The sequence below is a fragment of the Saccharicrinis sp. 156 genome, from assembly GCF_050589685.1.
GTDB lineage: Bacteria > Bacteroidota > Bacteroidia > Bacteroidales > Marinilabiliaceae > Saccharicrinis.
Window position 1 is genome coordinate 1 of record NZ_JBNGOS010000009.1, and the last position, 24674, is coordinate 24674.

The 24674-nt window shown below is 36.7% G+C and carries 13 protein-coding genes; 11 read left to right on the forward strand and 2 right to left on the reverse strand.

All coding sequences use genetic code 11. The features are described 5' to 3' along the window. The coding region (locus ACRD64_RS07015) for a T9SS type A sorting domain-containing protein (protein ID WP_430932562.1) at positions 1-391 on the forward strand (391 nt) is incomplete at its 5' end. Between the two features lie 135 nt (positions 392-526). Here the strand turns inward: ACRD64_RS07015 and ACRD64_RS07020 are convergent. Both ACRD64_RS07020 and ACRD64_RS07025 read right to left on the reverse strand, forming a co-directional pair. Further along, positions 527-3508 carry a response regulator gene (locus ACRD64_RS07020; protein ID WP_430932563.1) on the reverse strand — a complete coding sequence of 994 codons (2982 nt, stop codon included), beginning with the start codon at positions 3506-3508 and terminating at the stop codon, positions 527-529. A gap of 263 nt (positions 3509-3771) precedes the next feature. Beyond that, positions 3772-4608: a two-component regulator propeller domain-containing protein gene (locus ACRD64_RS07025; protein ID WP_430932564.1), complete on the reverse strand. Its 837-nt coding sequence runs from the start codon at positions 4606-4608 to the stop codon at positions 3772-3774. 466 nt (positions 4609-5074) lie between these two features. On the opposite strand from ACRD64_RS07025, the gene ACRD64_RS07030 reads away from it, so the two are divergent. The 10 genes from ACRD64_RS07030 (at position 5075) to ACRD64_RS07075 (ending at position 24427) form a co-directional block, all read left to right on the forward strand. Beyond that, a complete protein-coding gene (locus ACRD64_RS07030; protein WP_430932566.1) occupies positions 5075-8155 on the forward strand; it encodes a SusC/RagA family TonB-linked outer membrane protein in 3081 nt (1026 codons plus the stop codon). 35 nt (positions 8156-8190) lie between these two features. Next, positions 8191-10050, forward strand: coding sequence for a RagB/SusD family nutrient uptake outer membrane protein (locus ACRD64_RS07035; RefSeq protein ID WP_430932567.1), 1860 nt, complete (start codon positions 8191-8193; stop codon positions 10048-10050). A gap of 33 nt (positions 10051-10083) precedes the next feature. Further along, the gene (locus ACRD64_RS07040) at positions 10084-13125 is read left to right on the forward strand and encodes a SusC/RagA family TonB-linked outer membrane protein (RefSeq protein WP_430932569.1); all 3042 of its coding nucleotides are present in this window, start codon (positions 10084-10086) and stop codon (positions 13123-13125) included. Between the two features lie 56 nt (positions 13126-13181). Beyond that, positions 13182-14978: a RagB/SusD family nutrient uptake outer membrane protein gene (locus ACRD64_RS07045; RefSeq protein WP_430932570.1), complete on the forward strand. Its 1797-nt coding sequence runs from the start codon at positions 13182-13184 to the stop codon at positions 14976-14978. Positions 14979-15077: 99 nt separating this feature from the next. Then, positions 15078-16010: a hypothetical protein gene (locus ACRD64_RS07050; protein WP_430932571.1), complete on the forward strand. Its 933-nt coding sequence runs from the start codon at positions 15078-15080 to the stop codon at positions 16008-16010. Positions 16011-16162: 152 nt separating this feature from the next. Further along, positions 16163-17629 carry a sulfatase family protein gene (locus ACRD64_RS07055; RefSeq protein ID WP_430932572.1) on the forward strand — a complete coding sequence of 489 codons (1467 nt, stop codon included), beginning with the start codon at positions 16163-16165 and terminating at the stop codon, positions 17627-17629. A 25-nt stretch (positions 17630-17654) separates the two neighbouring features. After that, positions 17655-20438 carry a family 78 glycoside hydrolase catalytic domain gene (locus ACRD64_RS07060; RefSeq protein ID WP_430932573.1) on the forward strand — a complete coding sequence of 928 codons (2784 nt, stop codon included), beginning with the start codon at positions 17655-17657 and terminating at the stop codon, positions 20436-20438. A gap of 12 nt (positions 20439-20450) precedes the next feature. Then, positions 20451-22313 carry a sulfatase gene (locus ACRD64_RS07065; RefSeq protein WP_430932574.1) on the forward strand — a complete coding sequence of 621 codons (1863 nt, stop codon included), beginning with the start codon at positions 20451-20453 and terminating at the stop codon, positions 22311-22313. A gap of 55 nt (positions 22314-22368) precedes the next feature. Then, a complete protein-coding gene (locus ACRD64_RS07070) occupies positions 22369-23298 on the forward strand; it encodes a DUF4861 family protein (protein ID WP_430932575.1) in 930 nt (309 codons plus the stop codon). A gap of 19 nt (positions 23299-23317) precedes the next feature. After that, positions 23318-24427 (forward strand): glycoside hydrolase family 88/105 protein, encoded by a 1110-nt coding sequence (locus ACRD64_RS07075; RefSeq protein WP_430932576.1) that lies wholly within the window; start codon positions 23318-23320, stop codon positions 24425-24427. The last annotated feature ends 247 nt before the right edge of the window (positions 24428-24674 follow it).

Consider the following 24674-nt stretch of genomic DNA (forward strand, 5'->3'; position numbering starts at 1 on the left):
TTTTTTTGACGCTTTTTTGACAATTTATGAGCCTGAGGACAAACCGTTTTTTGGGTGGGTAAACTCCGTTTTATCTAGTAAATATTTTTGGGTAAATAGGGATCAGTTCACCTCGCTGGATAGACATCGTCAAATGAATCCGAAAATAAGTGTATATCCCAATCCTGTAAATCAGGATTATATATACATTAAAACAAGCACTAACATTAAAGGCAAAGCGACGGCTCAGGTTTTTGATACTAAAGGTAAATTATTTTTATATCAAAATCTTGAATTGTTAAACAATGGCTTGCCTACCAAACTATTAATGAATGATATTTCAAATGGAATATACATCCTGAATATTAAAGGTCGAGGTTTTAATGTTAATACGAAACTTGTAATTAATTAGTGTATGTAAACTTTAATCTTATTTAATTTTCAGAAACGGCTCCTTATTGTTGATGATAAATGATAAACATTTGGGAATACGTTGTTTTGCGCCTATAGAAGGAGCCAAACCATTGAACAAAGGGGCTTTATTTGTTTAGTTGTTGTGTGCTTGTTTTAATGATTTTTTATACTGAAGAGGTAATACTCCTTTTGCTTTTCTAAAAGAATTAGAAAAAATGGTTTGACTGCTAAAACCACACATGAAGCTAATTTCGCCCAGACTTTCGTATCCTTTATGGATTAACTCTAATGATTTGTTGATTCTGAAATTTGTGATATAATCTTTTGGAGGGGTTTCTGTGATATTCATAAACTTTCGATAGAAACTTGTGCGGCTCATGTTCATTTTTTCGGCTAATAGATGAACATTAAATTCTACAGATTTATAGTTTTCTTCAACTACAGAATTAATCTTTTTCATAAAGTTAACTTCAAATTGATTTACTGTATCTGTTTTATATTCAACCGGCATTGCATTTTTATAATATTCTTGAAGTGCACTTCTTTGTTTTATTAAATTTTGAATGCGGGCTTTTAAAATATTCAAATCAAAAGGTTTGGTAATGTATTCATCTGCACCATAATCAAAGCCTAATATTTTATTTTCAATTTCAGCTTTAGCTGTTAGCAAAACTATGGGAATGTGCGATATTAAATTGTCTTCTCTGATTGATTTACACAAAGTAATGCCATCCATCTCGGGCATCATAACATCAGATATTATAATATCAGGAAGTGATTTTTTTGCCAGTTTAAGCGCATCTTTTCCATCATAGGTGGGAATAACTTGAAACATTCCCGACAATGCTTTTTGAATAAACTTGTTTAGCTCAATGTCATCTTCAGCTAATAAAATCACTTTTTCGGGTTTATTTACTTTGTGCAAATCAGGTACAAGCTCTTCAGTGAATATTGATGTTTGTTCTCTTTCTTTTACCGCCATATCTTTCAATGCATAAACATGTGCATCTATTGGTAAAATAAAACGCATGCAAGTCAACACATTTTTTTCACTGGTAACCGCAATAGCTCCATGATGGAGTTCAATAAGTCGTTTGGTAAAATTTAACCCTATCCCAGTACTTGAGTAGTCCGGTTTGCTGTTGTTATTGTTATATTGAATGTATCTGTCAAAAATATGGGGTAACTGATCGGGTGATATACCTTTGCCATTGTCAATAACAGAAACCTTAATAAAGTTATTTATGGTATTGTCAACTTTAAATTCATGGGCAAGGTCTTTTGCGTTTAGTTTTTCAATGACAACTTTAATTTGACCGTTTTTTTTCGAAAACTTAAGAGAATTGGACAGTAGGTTGTTTAATATCTTCTCGTATTTGTCTTTATCAACAGGAATAATTAAGTCTTTGACTTTTGTATCAATTTCTATAGAAATATGTTTAAGCTTAGCCGTGTATTGAAACGATATAACCAGCTCTTTTGTTATTTCTATAATATCCTGATTTTTAATTTCTAAATCAAGCGCATCGTTTTCCAATTGGCGGAAAGAAAGTAGTTGGTTGATTAGTTTTAATAATCTGTCGGTACTGTTACTTAAACTACCAATAGAATTTAATGTCATTTTCTTCTCATTTAATTCTGATTTAAGATAATCGACATTTCCTTTTATTAAAGTTACCGGAGTCCTTATCTCGTGGGATATGTTGGTGAAGAATCTCAGCTTCATTTGTGAAACTTCATTTTCTCGAATTCGTTCGTTTTGTTCAACTTCAAGTTCTTTTTTGTAGTGTTTTATGTATAAAACAAACTTAAATGCACCCAGTATTAATAGAGCTAAAAACAAAATGTAGCCTGCTAAAGCCCATATTGTAAGCCAAGGGGCTGGTTTAATTTTAATATTTAGTGTTGCTAAGTTACTTGACCAGTTTCCGTTGTCGTTTTGAACTCTTGCTTTAAAAATATAATCACCGGGTTTTAAATTCTGATAACTGGCAAAAGTCCTGTTGTCCACATAGTTCCAATCCGTGTCAGAACCTTCCAGTATGTAGGCATATTTCATGTTTTTGGCGGAAACATAGTCAAAGCCTTTATATTCGATGCTAAAACTGGGATAATGATGTGATAAGGTTATTTCAGATGTAAGTGCCAGGCTTTTAGTTAAAATATTAGTGTCGTCATCGGGTGTTACCTGGCGGTTGGAAACTTTCAATGTTTCAAGTCGTATTTTGGGTGCTTGTTTGTTTTCAAAGTCAAAAACTTTGGGATTAAAGAAAGTAAGGCCAAAGTTTCCACCAAAGAATAGTGTGCCAAATTCATCTTTCAAGGTGGCTTTTTGGTGAAATTGAATATTCTCAAGTCCTTCGTTGTAGGAGTAGTTTATAAATTCACTTTTCTTGTTTAGCATAGACAAACCATAGGCAGTACTAATCCACATGTTTCCTTTTTCATCTTCAATGATACCCGTAATATCATTGCTGGGAAGTCCATTTTTCATGGTATAAATTGTTACCTCTTTTTTATCCTTCGATATTCGGTACAAACCAAATTTAAAATTACCTATCCATAGGTTCTCTTTCGAATCCAAATAAATGGTAACTATCTGTCCTAAATTTTTTAGGGTCGGTGCGATTATTTTTTGGATATTTTCACTCTGATTGTTTTTATAGTCATAAATAAAACATCCAACAGAATGTGCAGCAACAATTAGCTTACCATCTTTTTGCTGTAATATTTGAGTAACATTTTTATTAAACTTAGTTATTGTATCCAGTAGTTTACCATCAATGGAGAAAACAAGTAACCCTTGTTTGTCAGAACCTGCAAATATTTGATGGTCTGTTTCACAAAAGTTAACCAGACCATTGTTGGGTTTCGGAATTTCGATATTCCTGTGCTTACCGTTTTTTAGGTTTAAAATATGCAATTGTTTTTCTGAGCTTATCCACAGTTCGTTGTTGGAGCTCAATAATAAGCTTCTAATATTATTGTCTTTAATAAAACTGTTTTTCTCGTTTAAAACGGATGTTTTTTTTGTTTTTGTATTATATGTAAAAAGTCCGCTTAATCTGGTTCCTATATAATAATTGCCTTTGTAGTCGGTGCATATCGAAGTCACAAATTTGTCCTTTGTAAAATCCTGTAAGGTTAAATCAAAATTAAAGTTTTTACGACTTTCAAAAGCTATTTCTACCCCTCTGTCAAATGTACCTAACCAAATGTTATTGTTAATATCCTTGAAAAAGCAAGTCAGGTGATTCGAATTTAGTGTGTTTGAATCTTTTGTTTTGTGATAGTTTTTAAGCGATTGACTTATTGTATTGTATACGTAAAGCCCATGCGATTTTGTACCTATCCATAAAATGTTTTTTTCTACTTGCTTTATAAAACTAATTGTTGGTTTTGAATAGCAACTAAGCCACCATAGTTCTCATGTAAATCTTCAAATTGTTCTTTCTCTATATTAAATATTGAGATGTTTGTATTTGTAGTTATTATTAAGTGCTTTTGAATAAGTGAAAGGGTGCCACCAACTATAAGTGTGTCAGAATCAGGAAGGAAATACTTTTTGTAATCTGAAGTTTTAGGATTATAGTTTATGATGAATTGATTATTGATAGATTTCCCCCAGATTCCAGTCATTTCTTCACTTAGGAGTTCGTCTATAAGGTCATTCTTTGGGAAGTTTTCTACTTGTTTAATTTGTTTGTGATCGGTATTGTATTGATAAAGTCCTTTGGATTGTTTGGTTGAGTAAACCACAGAATCATAGTTGGTGAAGGACTTATGCCAGGAAACGATAGATTTCTTTTTTATTAGCTTTTCCTTTTCAATGCTATATATATTAATGCCTGAGCTTGTTCTGCAAAAAATATCTCCATTGGGAGCTTTGTGCAGCTCAATGATATTATCATGGAATAATGAATTTTCATCATCGTTGTAATAATAGTGTTTAAACGAAATCCCATCATATCTATTAAGTCCCCTGGCAGTACCAATCCAAATATATCCCAAATTATCCTGACAAATTGAATGTATAGCCAGGTTAGATAATCCATCTTTTAAAGATAGGTTTTGAAATTTTGGGGGGAGGTAAGTAAAATCATCTTGCGAATATAATAATGCAGTAGTAAATAAAGACAATGCAAATAGACACTTTTTTAAGCTTGTATTTATGATTTTAAAACTAATTGCATTAAGAAAGAAATAGTTCAGCATTTATGGATTGTCTTAAGTTTCAATTTGTCAATTGCAGAAGTAACGCAAAGTTAAATAAATATACTTTTTAAAGTTATAAAATAAGGCAAATATGAATCAAGAAAGTAAAGAAACTATTCGGTATGCTTTCTTGGTGTTTCAAAAGTGATAAAAGCTGAAACAAAAACGATAAAACAGACTTGTTACCGTTTCAAGCGGATGTGTTAAAGGTGGTGGTTTCTAAATAAATTAGACTTAATGAGGTCGGGATATTAATGTTTTTGCCTGTCGATGTATCTTTTCTGGTGGATGGATATGGGACAGTGATATTTCAAGGGTAACTGACGATTGCAACTTATTTTAACGAAAAATCGATTTATGGAGATGTTGGAACGGAATAAAGAAAACGAAGTGTAAATGTGAGAAAAATGCGATTGCACATCTAATACTTTAGCGGTGTTTTAAGTCTAATTAATAAAAATAATTTATGAAAAAATCATTGCTAATGTTTCTCTTATGCTTCATGTCGGTTTGGGGTATGTCGCAGCAACATTTGGTGACAGGACGTGTTACTGATGAAGCTATGGAGCCGGTTGTGGGGGCCAGCATAATAATAAAGGGAACAACACAAGGAACAATAACGAATTTTGAAGGAGTATATTCTCTTCAGCTAAGCGATTCCAATGCGAAGCTAGTGTTTTCTTTTATCGGGATGGAATCTCAGGAAATTGATCTGGATGGAAGAAAAAAGTTAGATGTACAATTAAAACCTGAATTTTCTGATATTGAAGAAGTGGTTGTAGTGGGATATGGTACACAGAAAAAAGAAAGTGTGGTGGCTGCAATATCTACTATAAGTAGTACTGATATTGTAAGATCGCCAGCAGCGAATTTATCTGTAGGATTGGCAGGTAAAATGCCTGGTCTAACTATCATGCAAACAAGTGGTGAGCTAGGAGCTGAGAATGTTAACTTATATATTCGTGGTCAGGCTTCTATGAATAGCACTAATCCTTTAATATTAGTGGATGGTATTGAGCGTGGAATAAACAATATCGATCCTTATGATATTGAATCTATTTCTATATTAAAAGATGCATCAGCAACAGCTGTTTATGGTGTACGTGGTGCAAATGGTGTTATTTTGGTTACAACCAGGCAAGGTGAGGTAGGGAAGGCCAGAGTTACTGCTAATGTGAATTATTCTATGCAAACCCTAACCAGGTTGCCGGATCCGTTGAATGCGATTGATTATATGAATGTGCGTAATGAAGTTGTTGCACTTGATAATCCGAACAACCCTGTTCCATACCCGGAAGAGGTGATAGATCATTACCGCAACGGTGATTTTCCTGAATATTACAGAGATAGAAACTGGTATGAGGAATTTGTGAACAAATATACACCCATGGTTAAAGGAAACGTAAACATGAGTGGAGGAACAAAAAAAACCAAGTATTTTGCCAGTTTAGGATATACCCGTCAGGGAGGGCCTTTTAAAACAGAACGATGGGATGAATATAATTATGATAATGAGCAACGATTAGACAGGTTTACTTACCGTGCTAACTTTAGTACACAAATTACACCTACGTTAAAAGGTTGGATGAATCTTTCTGGTTCGTTACAAGATAAAAATGACCCTATTATTAGAGGTGACCAGCCAAGTGCAGCCACCACTGCATCGTGGTACTATGTTCTATTGGCAGGTTTTGCCGACCGTGCCTCTATATTAAAAGGACCTAATGTAGATCCTGATGGTAATGTTGTGGATGGAATTTATGGTCAATTAAACAGAACCGGATATCGTGTAACAACAAATAATGATATTCAGAATACAGTAGGTTTTGAACAAGACCTGAAAATGATAACTAAAGGCCTAAAGGCTAAAGTAGTTGCGTCGTACGATACAAAAGATACACACATCAGAGGGTTTAGAAGAACCTATAGTTCATTTCGGGCAGAGATGCTAAAGGATGCAGCAGGGCAAGATTCAGCTGTTGTATACAACCAAACAGGTACACGTGAAGATTCTGAACTGATACCGGTATTAACACAAAGCAATTCTACACGTTTTAATTTGGATGCTTCATTGAATTATAATAATTCTTTTGGAGATCATAACGTTACCGGGTTGTTTCTGTATAACCAAACTCAAAGAATAGTAAATGGTGCAGTTCCGTATAAATATGTTGGTATTGTAGGTCGCGCAACCTATGGATACAAACAACGTTACCTCGGAGAATTTAACTTTGGTATGAACGGGTCGGAACAATTTGCTAAAGGACGACGATTTGGATTTTTCCCCTCGGTTTCATTAGGTTGGGTTATCAGCGAAGAAAATTTCATGAAAAACTCAAGCGCCATTAGCTTTATGAAACTTCGAGGATCATTTGGACAAGTCGGTAACGACAGAATGGGAGGAAGCCGATTTGCATATTTGGATAACTGGACACAAGGATCAAGTGATTTCTTTAGAGGATTAGGTGGTTATTCTGGTTTACCGACTCCTGTGTATGAAAAGTCTATGCCAAATACTTTGGTGACTTGGGAGGTAGCTAACAAAAGCAATATTGGTCTGGAAACAAACTTTATCAATGGGTTTGAATTAGATGTGGACGTGTTCTACGAAAAAAGGAGTTCCATCCTAATGAGTCAGGTACCAATTCCTGTGTATATGTTCGGACAAACAGCATTACCTAAAAGAAATGATGGGGTAATGACAAACCAAGGTATTGAAGCCTCGTTAACTTATAATAAAAAATTAAGCGATGATTTAAGGGTTTCTACTACATTGGGCGGTTCCTTTGCTCGGAACAAAATTATAAATGCAAACGAAGTTTCTTTGGGAGATGACTTTGCCTACCCATACCGCGTAGAAGGTTTTTCCAGAGGATCTATCTATGGTTATGACTGTTTAGGGTATTTTAAAGATGAAGAAGAAATAGCAGGATGGGCGTCTTATGAGAGTTTAGGAGCAGTACTTCCGGGAGATTTAAAATACAAGGATCAAAATGACGATGGAATTATTGATGAAAGAGATAAGATTAGAATGAACTACACAAAGGTGCCAGAATTAAACTTATCTTATTCACTTAAAGTAAATTATAAGGGATTTGATTTTAGTGCATTATTACAAGGAGTCACCAATTATACTTTTGATTTCTCTCAACGAGGAATTTGGGATTGGCATGGTAATAATATCGATGGACTTAAAAACTATTTTGGATTGCATAAATATGCCTGGACTCCTGAAAAACAAGCTAATAGTGGTGATATCCGTTATCCAAGAATGCATATCGATGGATCTTCAGTAAGCAAGCTACCTAGTAATTATTGGTTAATCGACATGTGGTATGTTAGATTAAAAAATGTGGAGCTAGGTTATACTTTTCCTAAAAGTATGATGAAGTCTATAGGATTAAGCAATGTTAGGATTTATTTGAATGGTTTAAATCTATTAACCTTTGATAATATGCCATTTAAATATTTGGATCCTGAGCTTACTAATTCTTTAAATCACCCATTATATGCAAATTATAATGCGGGTATTAACATTACTTTCTAGTAAAATAGACTTGTAAATCATTAAAATTTTAACGAATGAAAAAACGAAATAAAATATTTTGCATTATACCTTTTGTATTGTTATTGCTGCTCACAACAACAGGGTGCGAAGACGCTTTTGACAACGCTTTAGCAAGAGAAGCAGATTCAAGAGAATCAATTGAAGGAATGCTTGGGGATGCAACGAAAGTTAAAGGGATGTTTCATGCTTGTTACCAGGGCATACCCAAAAGTAGGGTTTATCTTTATTTCTGGACAACCGAAGAAGCACTAACTGACAACTGTTTTGATCAGCAAGCCCAGAGTATGGGAAATTGGCGTAACGGTAATCTGAGTCCATCCAATGGTGCAGTATGGGCCGGAGAAAGAAGTAATACCTATAGCCAACCCAATACCGGATCATGGTGGGGCAGATATTGGGGAGGTATTCATTTTTGTAATGTTTTTCTTGAAAATCTGCCCCAGGTTACTGTCTCCGATGAAGAATTGCCTCAGGCAGAAAGAGACCTTATGAGAGAAGAGGTCATAGCGCTTAGAGCTTATTTTCATTTTAAGTTAATCAGTATGTATGGCCCTCTACCGTTTATCGACTTTGTATTTCCATTGGAATATGATGGATGGAAAGATATGACACGGCCTACATACGATGAGGTAGCCAACAGGATTGCTGAGGAGCTGCAAGGCGTGATAGACCGAGGTATCCTTCCTATGAAACGCGATCCTTCTAATGTTACCGATAAATATCGTATGCCATTAGGTTTTGTATATGGGCTGAAATCACGTGTGTTATTATATAATGCCAGTCCGCTTAATAACCCTGATGGAGATGTAAATAAATATGAAAAAGCTGCAGCAGCAGCCAAACAGTTTCTTGATCTGGGAGCCTATTCATTAGAGCCCTGGGAGAATACTAAAAAGATGTATATCTCCGAATATTCTGTAAACCTGGAAGCAACAGAAGTGATTTGGAGGGCAAGAGATAGGGTGGCGCAACTGAGTAATGTACAGGGTATTAACCTGGGTAAGGCCGTGCCTAAAAAGTCTAATTTTACCATTGTTAAGTGCGGTGAAACTCCGACCCAGGAGATGGTAGACTGTTATGAGCTGAAGAACGGGGCCATGGTAGTACAGGAATATGATGCAACCCATGCCAATCCTACCTTTACACCTGAAGCGCTTGCCGCAGGTTACGATGATTATAATGCTCCTTACGAAAACAGGGACGACCGACTTTCCAGGGATATCATGTACAATGGAAACAATTTTGGACAATCCTATCAAATGGGGGCCATTACAGTTTGGACTTATAAAGGAGCGCCGGGTACTGGAACCAATGGTAATGTAACATCAGGCAGTCAAAGACAAACTTATACCGGTTATTATTATGGTAAAGACAGAGACCCATTGTTTTATGGGAAGGGATCAAAGGGTGCAGCTTTCGGACGCGTTAACCATCATAGCATGATGATGCGTTATGCAGAAATATACTTGAATTATGCCGAGGCACTTTGTGGGGCAGGTCATTTTGATGAAGCTTGTTACGCTTTAGATATGACTCGTGTAAGAGCCAACCAGCCTCCAATAAGCTCGGTGCCGGATTATCAAAGTGGCAATACAGATTGGTTGATGAGAAGAATCAGAAACGAACGTCGCGTGGAATTGGTGTTAGAAGATCACCGTTTCTATGATGTACGCAGGTGGGATATCATCAGCAATACACAAAACAACACTGTTAGTGGAATGTTAGTGGAGAAAGTTGGTGCTGCTTATACGCATACCCGTTATCAGACACCTTGGGTTTGGGCCTGCCATAACGAAAAATATAAGGTGCTCCCTATTCCTCTGGTCGACGGAAAATATTTACCAAACCTGGAACAGCCGGAAGCTTGGCAATAGCTAATATTCAAGAATTAATTCAAATTAAAACATATGAAAAACATATTTAAAAGATATATACTAATTGTCTGTGGAGTTTTTCTGGCCTCACTGGTTACCCATGCAGCTGCGGTAATTAAAGGTACAGTGGCAGATTCTAAGGGGGTGGTATTGCCCGGTGTAGTTGTTTCTGAAAAAGGAAACAACAATAAGGCGTTTACAGATATCGACGGTAAGTTTTCAATAGAGGTGGCAGAACTTCCGACTACGTTAATTTTTAAAAAGGCCGATTTCAAAAGGTTGCTTCAGGTTATTGACAAGACAACCGATGATGTTGAAATTAAGCTTGTAAAAGAAGATATGGAATATGTGGCATACGGTAAAAAAGCAAAGCATAGTATTACCAGCTCCATTTTTTCCATATCAGGTGAGGAATTATTAAGGAGCCGGTCTACTAATCTGATGATTGCATTGCAAGGCAGGTTGCCGGGATTAACTATTATCCAAAAGGATGGTGAACCAGGAAAAGAAACTTTTAACACACAAATCAGAGGGTTTGATTCTCCTAATTCTAATGGGGTAATGTTTGTTGTGGATGGAGTTGAGCGTTCGGCTGCAGGTATTGATATTTACGAAATAGAGAGAGTAACGGTGCTTAAAGATGCGGCAGCTACTGCAATCTATGGTATGCGTGGTGCCGGTGGTGTGTTGTTAATTAACACCAAGAGTGGTTTTGTAGGTAAATCAAAAATTTCGGTATCTCTGGATCATTCAATGCAAGCACCAACACGACTACCCTCTTTTGTTTCGGCTTATGATTATGCTCATTTGTATAATCAGCGACTGGAAAATGATTTTCTTTATAATGGTTCAGGAGGAGAACCTTATACTGAGCGAGAAATAGAAAGGTACATGCTGGCAGATTCAACAGGTTTTTATCCAGTGAGGGATATGGCAGACGAATTTATGAAGGATTATGCCAAGCAAACCAGGGTTAATGTAAACTTCCAGGGGGGATCAAAGCAGATGCGTTACTTTACTTCTTTAGGGTATAGTCAGCAAGGTTCTATTTTTGAACATGAACCATTTGATAAATACAGCTATGATGCTGAATCAAAATCAACCCTGTTTAATTTTCGTACCAATCTGGATATCACACTCAACCCACAGCTGGATGTTTGGTTGAATATTGGGGGAAGTATGGGTAAAATGAATGCGCCTTACGCTGGCGGATTAGGATGGAATAGTTTAATAGAAAAATTATATAAAACACCCAATAATGCTTATCAGGATCTTACCCCTGATGGTGAAGTAATCATTAAAAAGGACAAGTTGACTTTTAGAAACAACAATTCCATTTATGGTGATTTATACCGCACAGGATCTACCTTAGGTACGAACCTGAGACTTAACAATACTTTTGGAGCCAGACAAAAATTAGAATCAATAATACCTGGGCTTTCAGCCACAGCCCAATTGGCATTTGATGTTAACTCAAACAATTCACAAATCCGTAAGAGAACCTATGAAGGATATGAAGTACAGACTTTGTTAGATGTAAATGGATTGGACTCATTGGGCTATGTTAAAAATGTAGGTACAAAAAATTCAACACTCTCAGATTCTCGTACGAACTATTTCTATTATATGTACAATATGCGTGCTTCGTTAGATTATGATCAAACCTTTGGTCAAAAACATCATGTAACTGCCATGTTGATGGCTCAAAGGCAAATGCAGCAGAAAGAGATTTATCTTCCTACCAATTATATGGGATTGGCTGGGCGAATGTCGTACGCATATAATAACCGTTATTTTATGGATGCCAGCTTTGCGTACCAGGGATCTGAGCAATTCGCAAAAAGTAACCGATTTGGCTTTTTCCCATCATTCGCTTTGGGCTGGGTAGTATCCAACGAAGGATTCTTAGAGAATAATTCAACAGTAACATTTTTAAAGTTACGCGCATCGGCTGGTCAAGTAGGTAATAATGCGTACGCATATGGTAAGGATAACCAGTATCTATACCTTACGTCATGGAACTCAAATTCTACCGAAAATCAATTAGGAAATGAAAATATCCAGTGGGAAACGTCAACAAAATATAATGTAGGTATTGAAACAGAATTGTTTAATTCCTTATATGTAGGAGCCGATTTCTTTTATCATGATAATTCTGATTTAATCATCAAAGATATTGCGATACTTCCTGATGGAATGATGGGATTAGGGGGTGCTTCTTTACCACCTGCCAACCTTGGTGAATCAATAAATAAAGGATTTGAATTGGTAATTGGATACAACAAAGAAATTAATGAAGATTTCTTCGTGAATTTGAATGGTAATGTTTCTTATAACCAAAATGAAAAAACGTTTACAGCAGAAATGCCTTATGATCAAACCTATGCATATGCCTACAGAAGCCAAGGATATGCAGGGGGGTATCATTGGGGATATAAAACGGATGGCCTGTTCAGCTCAGACGAGGAAATCGAGGGTTGGGCAGACCAAACAGCACTGGGAGGGTCTCCAATACCGGGCGATATAAAATATATGGATTTGACAGGAGATGGTGTTGTGGATGAGAAAGATAAAGCACCGTTAGGCATAGGGCAAACTCCTGAAATAACCTATGGTGCTCAGCTGGCTGTAAATTATAAATGGTTCGACTTAACAGCTTTTGTTCATGGGACTGCAAATCGTAATATTTACATGAGCGGACTAGGGGTATCATCTAACCAGGATAATTTCACTGAAGTGATGAAAAAATCATGGACTGCTGAAAAGTTTGCTGCAGGCGAGGATATTAGTTATCCCCGGTTAGGTAAAGAATCAAGTAACTACATCAAGAGTGATTATTGGATGGTCAATGCTTCATATGTCCGATTAAGAAATATAGAGCTTGGATTTACCTTGCCAGATAAGTTATGTAATTTAATAAAAGCAAGCTCGATAAGGATATATGCGAATGGGTTAAACTTATTGACATGGGATCACTTGTCAAGTGATTACTTTGATCCGGAGTCGGGTAATGCTTCGCTGACAAATTATCCAATCCAAAAAGCCTATAACTTTGGAATTAATTTGAAGTTTTAAAGACGAAGAGTTAACGTTTTGAGAACGTCGAATCAAACCATTTTAAAAAAAAGAAAATGAAGAGAAAAAATATTTTTCATATAAATCTAGGGATCATCCTTTTTCTTTTATTGCTTAATTCTTGCGAAGAAGTATTGGAAGTAACACCTTCAGACAAGGTTAGTATAGATAGGTTATTAAATAAGGAAGACCCTCTAAGAGATTTCAGAGATAATTGTTACTTAAAGTTAAATAAGTCATTTACCGTACATAGTGATGGTGCTCCTCTTGAAGTATATAGTGATGATGCTTTTATGGCCGGTACGGGGAGTACTTTTGATTGGCATAATGCACAATTGAGTACCACTAAAACATTTATGGGTGTAAAAATATGGAACGATTGCTGGGAAGGGATCAGAAAGTGTAATTTGGCTATTACTTATATACCGAAATCAACAGTTCCTAAGGATAAACTGGATGATGAGACTTTAAATATGTGGGTGGCAGAAGCAAAACTGCTAAGAGCATGGTATCATTTTGAATTAATCAAAAATTTTGGTGCCGTACCATTTGTAGACAAGCCATTGGAGCCGGGTTTTGCCGGTTGGGCTGATCTTAAAAGACCTTCGTTTGAGGAGATTGCGTCGCGTATTGCCCAAGAGTGTGATGAGGTGATTGAAGATGATCACTTACCTTTAAGATATCAGGTGGCTGGTGAATATGGTTTGGTTAATAAAGCCGTAGCATATGCCTTAAAATCCAGGGTGCTTTTATATAATGCCAGTACCTTGAATAACCCAAATGAGGATGCCGAAAAGTGGCAAAGGGCAGCTACTGCAGCGCAGGAATGTTTGAGTGCTATAGGTAACGATTATGGTTTATTGTCCATGAGTGACTATGGTTTACTGTTTAGTGATTCATACACTACACAAAATAATGAAATAATCCTCGCTTCCAATACCAATAGTGCAGCTACATTAAACGAAAACAATGGAGTTGATTTAAAAGCATTAGGTACGGTAAAACAAAGTAGTAACTGCGGCGCAGTACCGACTCAAGAGTTGGTGGATTGTTTCGAGTTGACGGATGGTACCTTGCCGATAAGCGCTTATAATACTGCGGAGCATACAGACGTAACCTTTGCTGAAGGTTACAATGAAACAACCGGTGCGGATATCTATGCTAATAGAGATATGAGGTTAAGTGCCGCTATTGCCTATAATGGAATCAATTATGGCAGGTATCCGGGACAGCCTGCTGCTTCTTCAGACCTAGTCATTTATACCTATGAAGGAAAAGACGGCACGGGATATAACCCTAGTTTTACTTCGCAGGATGAGTTGGACAAAAGACGCAGTACAACGGGGTATTATAGTAAAAAGTTCCGCTCTGCTTCATATTGGGGTTCAACACCCGGTGGCACCAACTCATTTAAAATTTATTTCAGATTAGCAGAGATATATTTGAATTTGGCGGAAGCTCAATGTGAGGCAGGGAATTTAGATGCTGCAAAAATAGCATTAAATATGGTGAGACAAAGAGCTGGCCAGCCTGCTATTGCTGATGTTCCTGGCTTTCAGAATACCAAAGCGTTTATCATCAAAAGAATACGTAACGAAAGACGAGTTGAGTTTTGTTTTGAGGGACATCGCTTTTACGATCAACGAAGATGGAAAGTTCTTGCTCAAACCAATGAAGTTATTAGTGGTATGAAAATTACAAGCACAGGAGGTGATAATGGTCCTTTTTCTTATGAGAGGGTTAAAATCGATGTGCCTCGAAATGCAACATCTGACAGGTATCTGGTGCTCCCAATACATTTTGAGGAAGCAAGAAGATTAACAGGTATGGGGCAACCTGATGCATGGAATTAGAGATAGGCAAATACGGTAAGTAAAATTGTTTCTTTTTTCAGAAGGTCCATATCTAGGCATTAAGTTATGGACCTTGTTTCTTCAATAAATCATTAAAAAATGAAAGCATATATAAAGATTGAAAAAAGTACGCTATTTATCTTGAGCATACTGTTTTACAGTGTAGGTCTATATGGCCAGCAATACTTGTCATTGGATAATGACACTTTGCATTTAAAACTTGATTTAACCCGCGGAGGTGCCATTTGTTATATTTCCAAATCAGGAGGTGATAGAAATATAGTCAATATTCATGATGAAGGGCGATATATTCAGCAATCATATTATGCAGGCAAAAAGGTTAACCGACAGTCCGAAGGTCAAAAGTCAGCTTGGTCACCATGGTCATGGAACCCCATTCAGGTAGGGGACTGTTACAGGAACAGGGCTAAGATTCTGGAACAGAAACAGAGTGTGAATACCTTATATGTAAAATGCGTACCCATGTTATGGGATATGGATAATAAAGCTGCAGAGGCTGTGATGGAACAGTGGACTACTTTAAGCGGAAATGTAATAAAAGTACGCAATAAGTTAAGTTGTCATCGTACTGATAGCATTTATGGAGAAGAAGCCAATAATAACCAAGAGTTGCCTGCCGTATATCCCATATCCTCCTTGAAAAACTTGTATACTTATTTTGGAGATAAACCTTTTACGGGAGAACCATTAAGTAATCCGCATGTGAAAAATTTGAGGGATGGTTTTTGGGGGAAGTATAAAAACCAAATGGTTGCCGAAAACTGGATGGCTTTTGTTGATGATGATCTTTGGGGCATGGCAGTATATACGCCTATTTGTTCCAATTTTTTAGCCGGTATGGCAGGTAATCCCGGTTTTGAAGCCAACGATGCCGCAACCTCATACATTGCACCGGTTAAAAAGGCTATACTTGGCAAAAAATCGGTGTACGAATACGATTATTATTTGATTGTTGATGATTTGGAAAAAATAAGATCATCAATATATGAAATCCGTAAGAACATTCCTTAAACTGGCGAAAAATCAGTAATAAAACACGAAATCAATAAAAAGTAAAACAGAATAAATAAATTAAAGGAGTGCGATATAACATATTTGTAATGTTAATAATAAAAATTAGATATCTGTTTTATCTAAAATCTAACGATCTATTAATTAGGATAATGAAGAAATACTTTGTCGCGTTTAAAATAAGAAGTTTATCATTTCTTTTATTGGTGTTGATATCATGTACCAATACACCTGTAAAGCAAAAACCAAACCTGCTGTTCGTTTTTAGCGATCAGCAAGCCTTTGACATGGTAGGGTGTTATGGTAACAAGCAGATAATTACACCAAATATTGATAAACTGGCTACAGAAGGTCTGCGTTTCACCAATTGTTTTTCGAATAGTCCAATTTGTACTCCTTATAGAGGAATGTTGATGAGCGGGCAATATTCCCTTTATAATGGTTGTTTTACTAACGATCGGCCTCTTCTTCCGGGTAATGGTAAAAAGTTTGCCGAAGTGCTGCGTGATGATGGCTATTATACCGGGTATGTCGGGAAGTGGCATTTGTTGGGGGGGGATAGGAATCGCCCTATTCCGGAAGGGCCAATGCGCTACGGTTTCGACGATGTATTTTATTCCAATAACTGTCATGTTGATTTTAGACCGGGGAAATGCTTTTTCTGGAACGAAAACGATAAAAAGGAATACTTTAACGAATGGGAAGTGTATGGCCAAACCAATCAGGCCATCGATTTTTTAGAAAGTGTAAAAGACAGCGAAAGTCCTTTTGCACTATTTGTTTCGTGGCATCCTCCTCACGATTGGGGTAAGTTTAAAGGTGAAGATGGGAAAATGCATTACCGTTATGATGCCCCTCAGGAATTGATGTCCTATTATAATCGCGACAGCATTAAAGTACGCCCTGGCATTGAATCAACACCCGACTTGCGGCACATGTATCATGGACATATGGCCATGACCACTGGTGTTGATATTGCATTTGGGAATCTAATGAATAAATTAAAGGAAATTGGTGCCGATGAAAATACCATTGTTATTTTTACTTCGGATCATGGGGATATGTTAGAATATCAGAACGCTATTTATCCTAAACAATATCCGCACGACTATTCATTGCAAGTTCCGTTTATTATCAGCTATCCTCATAAAATTATTAAAGAAACAACCACCAGTTTGCTTTTTAGCGCGCTTGATATTATGCCAACCATACTTGGTTTAATGGAGCAGGAAGTTCCTAAGGAATGTCAAGGTAAGAATCTTTCCGAAGCAATTCTTTCGGGTAATGAGGATGCAGTAGATTTTCTGCCCATCTGGTTACACAACGAGAATGGCTATAGGGGCGTGATTACAAAAGAATATACCTATGCACGTTCAAAAGCGGGAGATAGCAAGTTGCATAACGTGCTTTTTGATAGAGTAAATGACCCATATCAACTTTCAAATAATTTTGATGATTCAAGCACCAATGTTATTAAAAATGAGTTATGGGGAATAACGCAGGGGTGGATGGAGAGTATAGGGGATGAGTTCTATCAGAAATCACAGATCGATTCGCTGGTGGCATTGACTGATTCTGCTAGTTATCAACAAAAAAGGCCTGTTGGGTTGTTTAACTGATCTTAAAAATTAACATTAATAAAAAATGATGATTAACCATATAAAAGTGCACCTTGTTAAGAATATTTTCTTTGTCTGTCTCTTGTTAGGTATAAGCGTGTTTTTTCAAGGGTGCAAAGGAGAGGAAAGTCAATTTGAAATCACATCTATCCAAACACAGTTTATTACAAATATAGATAACCATCCAGTTTTTTCATGGCAAACAAAAAGTAATGTAAGCGATTTTATGGAGTCTTCAGTTCAGGTAATTATTGCCAACAACAGGGATGACATTGAAAGGAATGTTGGTAATGTATGGGATTCAGGGAAAATAGAAACTAGAAATAATTCACGCCTAAAGTATAATGGACCGAAACTGGATAATGGTAGTTTGTTTTATGCCAAAATGAAAGTTTGTGATAATAAAGGCAATGAGTGTGCATGGAGTAAATCGCAACAATTTTGTATCCCAATAGAGTATCCTAAAGATTGGAACGCCAAATGGATAACATATGATTATAATATAGGAGATACTTTACCTGTTTTTAAACGAATAATAGAAATTCCTAATAAGAAGGAAGTTAACTGTGTTAAGTTATATATAGCTGCACCGGGCTTTTATGAGGCGTTTTTGAACGGAAATAAGGTTGGTGAGAATGTTCTTGATCCCGGGCAAACCAATTATGAAGATTATACCTATTACACGGTGTACGATTTAGATATAGATGTACATAAAAAGTATGACGTGCTAGGCGTTATGTTAGGTAATGGTTGGTATAACCAAAATGTTGTTTGGGGTAAAGGAATGAGGTATGGGCAGCCTGTTTTTGTAGCTCAAGTAGTTATTCATTATAAAAATGGAGTTAAAATAATAATAGGTAGTGATGAAAGCTGGACATGGAAAAATGGGCCTATTATTTTTTCGAATATTTATGCAGGTGAAACCTATGACGCGAATTCAGAAGTAAATGATTGGTTTGCTACCGAAAGTAGTGATGATGCCTGGAAGAAAGCTTCTTTGTCTGAAATACATCCAACTAAATTGTATGAACAGTTTGCAGAAACTATACAAAGAATGGATAGTATTCAAGCGAAGGGGGTTATAGCCAAAAACGATGGGAAGTATATTTTCGATTTTGGACAGAATTTTGCCGGTTGGGTAAAATTAGATATCGAAGGAAAAAAAGGGCAAGAGATAACTATGCGATGTGTAGAAGAGTTGGACGAAAATGGCGAAATAGATCCACGCTCTACCGGAATACGCGCAACAAAAGTTATCCAGACGCAAAAATATATCTGTAATGGCCAGGGGAATGAAGTGTGGGAACCCAAATTCACTTATTTCGGATTTCGGTTTGTAGAAGTTGAAGGATTAACTACGAAACCATCAAAAGATTTATTAAAAGGAATTGTGGTATACTCCTCCCTGCCGGTAAGCGGACAGTTTAATTGTTCAGAGATGAATATAAATAAACTTCACAACCTGGCTACATGGACTTTAAAAAGTAACATACATGGTATACCAACCGATTGTCCGCATCGTGAAAAATGCGGGTGGACTGGTGATGCGCATGCTTTGATTAATGCCCTTGCCTATAATTACGATTGTCAGAAGTTTATTAGCAAGTACATTTTTGATATGCGTTCTTCTGCTCGGCGAACAAATAATGAATTGTACTTTGGAACCAGCTTTCACGATCGCAGTATGATGAATAAACCTGTTGGTGTGCCTACAATGATTGTCCCTGGGAAACGCACCAGTGGAACAGCATCACCAGATTGGGGAACAGCCATGACACAGTTACCGTGGGCTATGTATATGTACTATGGCGACATGGTTATTTTGAATAATTTTTATCCGGATATGAAAGTTTGGGTGGATTATGTGAATGCAAAAAATGAAAACGGAATAATAACGCATGGTTTGGGAGATTGGTGTCCACCGGGAGGAAATCAAAATATAGATTGTCCGGTTCCTATAAGTTCGACGGCTTATCATATTCTCGATTTAAATATTATGGCTCAAACGGCTAAAATATTAGGTGTAACTAAAGATTATGAGCATTATAAGCAATTGCACAAAAGCTCAGTTGAAAGTTTCAACAAGCAATTTCTCGATACAACCAACTATACTTATGGCAGCCAAACTGCCAATGTTATGGCTTTAAGTATTGGTATTGTGCCTGAAAATAGCAAGCAAAAAGTTGCTGCTTCCATTGTGAGAAGTTTAAATGCTGAAAATAATGGTTTTATAAAAACGGGAATATTTGGATTTTCAAGATTATTTCAGGTATTAGCAGAAAATGGTTTTGAGGATGAAGTATATCGTCTAATTCATAAAAAAGGAGAAAATAGTTTTGCTTTTATGTGGGATAATTTTGATGCAACAACACTTTGGGAGGTTTTGCCAATTCGGTCATTGGATTCTGAGGAATTGTTTTATCGATCGCACAGCCATCCAATGCAAGCAGGTTATGATGCCTGGTTTTATAATGGTATTGGAGGGATTAATCCATCACAGGAGAAACCCGGCTTTAAGAAAATTGTGTTTAAACCATACTTAACAAAATATTTAAAAAATGCTGAGGCATCGTATAAATCTGCTTTTGGAATAATCAAAAGTGTCTGGTCAAGAAATAGCGGGAATTTTTCGTGGGAAATACAAATACCGGACAATTCAACAGGAGAAATATTTGTACCTAATTATCAGGAAAAAGTAGATGTAAGTATAAATGGCGAAGCGGTACAAATAAATGATTACTCTTCAGATTTTACTTCGCTTGGTGAGATGGGCTCGGGAAGTTATTTAATTAAAATGTCGGAACATTAAGAATAATAGAATATGATATTTAGAAAATTAAATTTATTATTAATAGCCGTAATAATTGTTGTTGCTTGTGTAAACGCAACAGCTAAAACAAAATCAAAAAAACAGAATGTAGTATTTATACTTGCTGATGATTTGGGTTGGAAGGATTTAGCTTGTTATGGATCCGATTTTTATGAAACGCCCAACATAGATGCTTTTGCTAAAACTGGAATGTCATTTACCAATGCATATACAGCCAGCCCACTTTGTTCTCCAACCCGAGCCAGTATATTAACCGGGCAAGAGCCGGGTCGTTTGCGTCTTACAGTGCCTGCTTGTCACCAACTAAAGGTAGTTCTTGATCCGAAGGAACAGTTTAATGCTGCACCACATTATAAAACGGCCATCCCTCAAACACGCACGCGTCTTCCGAATGAAGAGTACCTGACATTTGCCGAAGTTTTAAAGGATAAGGGTTACTCCACTGCCTTTATGGGAAAATGGCATTTAGGACGAAAACCTTATTTGCCGGAAAATCAAGGATTCGACCTTGTTGTGGGAGGTCGGGAGCATCCAGGCCCTCCGGGGCCAGGCAGGTTTTTTGCTCCCTGGGATTGTGAAACGCTTCCTGTTGTGCCTGACGGAACGCATGTGTCGGATGTATTAACGGATGAGGCTGTTAAATTTATGACATCCAATAAAGAGAATCCATTTCTTTTATGCTTATGGTATTATGATGTTCATGCCCCTTATCAGGCAAAAGAGGAACTTATAAAAAAATATAAGGCCAAACTAAACCCGAATCATATTCAACGTTGTCCTACTATGGGAGCTATGATTGAAACTATGGATATAAATATTGGCAGAATATTGAAGTCAATAAAAGATCTAAAATTGGAAGATGAAACCATCGTTATTTTTACTTCTGATAATGGGGGGAATATGTATGATGGCCCTGACGGAACCAACCCTACAAACAACTATCCATTGCGCGCAGGTAAGGGTAATAACTACGAAGGAGGGGTACGCGTTCCTTTGATTGTTCGGGTTCCGGGTGTGACTAAAGCAGGCCAAAAGTCACAAGTCGTTACTTCAACGGTCGATCATTATGCATCTTTATTGGAGTTGTTAAATATCCCATTTCCTGAAGAAGTTGTAACCGATGGTGTTAGTTATGTAAAAGCGTTAAAAGGTAAAGATTATGAACGAGCACCAATTTACTCTACTTTTTGCCATAATGTAATAGCTACAGGTAATCGTGCTAATATTTCAATGCGACAAGGCCCCTGGCGTTTTTACAAGTTTTATTATGATGGCCCAAACCAGGAACATCGCTACGAGTTGTATAACTTAGATATTGATATTAGTGAGACAAATAATTTAGCCTCGCAAATGCCAGAGAAAGTACAGTTAATGGAAAAAATGCTAGATGCCCATGCGAAGGAGACTGGAATTTTGTTGGCACAGAAGAATAAAAAATATGCTGGCAATACTGCAGATGCATGGATAGGTTCTGCAGATGCTAAAATAAGTGTTTTGGGAAATAGTTTACAGGTGGTTTCTTCAGGACCATTACCATGTATTGAAACTTATTACACCCCAAACATTTCAAATGAAACTTTTAAAATTGAATTTGAAATGAAATCTACAAGTAATGGAGATGGGAAATTGACATGGAAATGTGCAGGAGATAAGGTATACAAGGAAAGTAATTCAACTTCGATTAATGCTATACATGATGACGAATGGCATCATTATTCTATGGATATGAATTTAGGTAAGACTTTAAAAGTATTGAGAATTCAGCCTTCTTCATCTAAAGGTATCATGCAAATCCGTAATGTCAAATTAGTAACAAAGGATGGGTACTTAATTCGGGATTGGCCTATTAATTAGGCATTAAACATTCACATAAAAGTAGTTTGTAATTTTTTAATATCAAGTGAAAGAAATGAATTGGAGCTTCAGAGTTAAACAAAGTTGTATTAACCGGGTAGTACCTGTTATATTAGTGTTGTATATTGGTTTGCTGGGGTTCATTACGTTTGCCATACTAGTATCCTGGAAACCTCAAGAGCAGGTTCAGGTTAAAACATATGCACGTTTTGTGCCCGAACGGGCTGATGATTTTGCATGGGAAAATGATAAAGTCGCTTTTCGGGTTTATGGACCGGCTATGCGCAACAGGCCCGAAGATAGCGGGATCGATTGTTGGCTTAAGCGCGTGGACTATCCGATTATTGACAAGTGGTATTTAGGAAATGTAAATAAAAAGTCATACCACCGCGATCATGGAGAAGGCTACGACCCTTATCATGTAGGTTCATCCAGAGGATGCGGCGGTTTAGGCTTATGGATCAACGACAGTCTGATAACCTCGGATACTTATACAGAATGGAAGGTAATTAAAAGTGATATAACAGAAACTGTTTTTGTATTGACCTACGAGTGGAAATACGACGGTGATAATTATAAAGAAGAAAAACAGATAACGATAAGGTTAGGCGAACTTTTTTTTAGGTTGGAGTCTACATTCTGGAAAAACGAAAAGATAGCAACCAATCTTCCTATTGCAATTGGTGTAACTACGCATGATGGAAAAGCTAGTGCTTCAAAAGATTTATCTAAAGGATGGATGTCCTGTTGGGAAGATATCGATGGTTTTGGCCTGGGAACAGGTGTTTTGATAAAGCCATCCAGAATAAAACAATACAAACTTATTGATACTGATCAAAAAGATGATGGGCATGCTCTGTTTATCACTTCTACGGACAAATATGGGAAAATAGATTATATAGCTGGTTATGGATGGGAAAAAGCTGGCATAATAAAAACATCTAACAGCTGGAATACATATCTGGCAAATCAATTAAAACTTTAAGTAGATTAAAGAAAACACCATGAATAGAATTTATATATACTTTATTGGATGGATGTTATTAGGATTTAGCAGCCTTTATGCCGGTGTTTTTGATACGACAGAAATAGAAAACCGTATGATAAAGGCTGCGGATTGGCAATTAGAAAATCCAACCCGTTTTGGAGTTTTAGAATGGCATTGTGCACCGTTTTATATGGGATTGTCTGATCTGTATGAAATTACAGGTGATGAAAAATACCTGGATGCTGTAAAAAATACAGGAGCAAAACATCATTGGAATATTGGAAATCGCCGTTATCATGCCGATGATCATGCAGTAGGCTTGTCGTACGTTAAGATGTATCAGAATTTTAACGATAAAAATATGATTTCACAAATTCAGAAGGAATTTGATTGGATATTGGCTAATCCACCCGAGAAAACAATTGTAGGTGAAGATGGCAAAGTGAGGTTGCGATATAATCGGGAACGTTGGAATTGGTGCGATGCACTTTATATGGCAGCTCCAGTATGGGCTGGTTTAGGTGCCGTTACGGGTCAGGAAAAATATATAGACTATATGGTGCAAGAGTGGAAACAGGCGCACGATTGGTATTGGTGTGAAGAAGAAAGCCTATATTTTCATGATAGGCGCGATATAACAAAAGTTTCATTAAACGGTAATAAAGTTTTTTGGGCTAGAGGAGATGGGTGGGTAATTGCAGCATTAGTAGAAGTTCTTCAATTCTTGCCCAAAGATCATCCCGAGCGTAATTATTTTGAATCTATTTATAAAAAGATGAGCGCTAAGCTATTGGAGATTCAAAAGGTTAATGGAACATGGGCACCCAACTTATTAGATGAAAAGGATCCTGCTCAGGATGATATAAGTGGTTCTGTTTTTTATGTTTATGGTTTGGCATGGGGAATTAACAATGGAATTTTGGATAAAGAAAAATATGAGTCTTCAGTACTCAATGGTTGGAAGGCATTGTGCGATAGACAAAAAGAAGATGGGCGCTTAATCAATATTCAACCTGTTGGAGGATATCCGGTAGCTTTTGACCCTGATCATACTGTCATCTTTGGCATAGGTGGTTTTTTAAGTGCTGGATCAGAAGTTTGGAAATTGGTTAAAGTGGGCTACTAGTCTAATAATACTTTTAATCGTTGGAATTAACAAACCAATTTTATAAACAATAAATACCGAATAAAACCTGGCTAATTTCTGATATATCCAATTTGACCTATGCCTCTCTACTATAAGCGTGCTTTTGTCTATACTTTTTATAATGCAGTGCCGAGAACATAAGGGTTAAATTGGACGTATTTTACAAATATCAGCATAGGATAAAATATTACAGTAAATCCTTTAAAGATCAATATAAGACCAACTA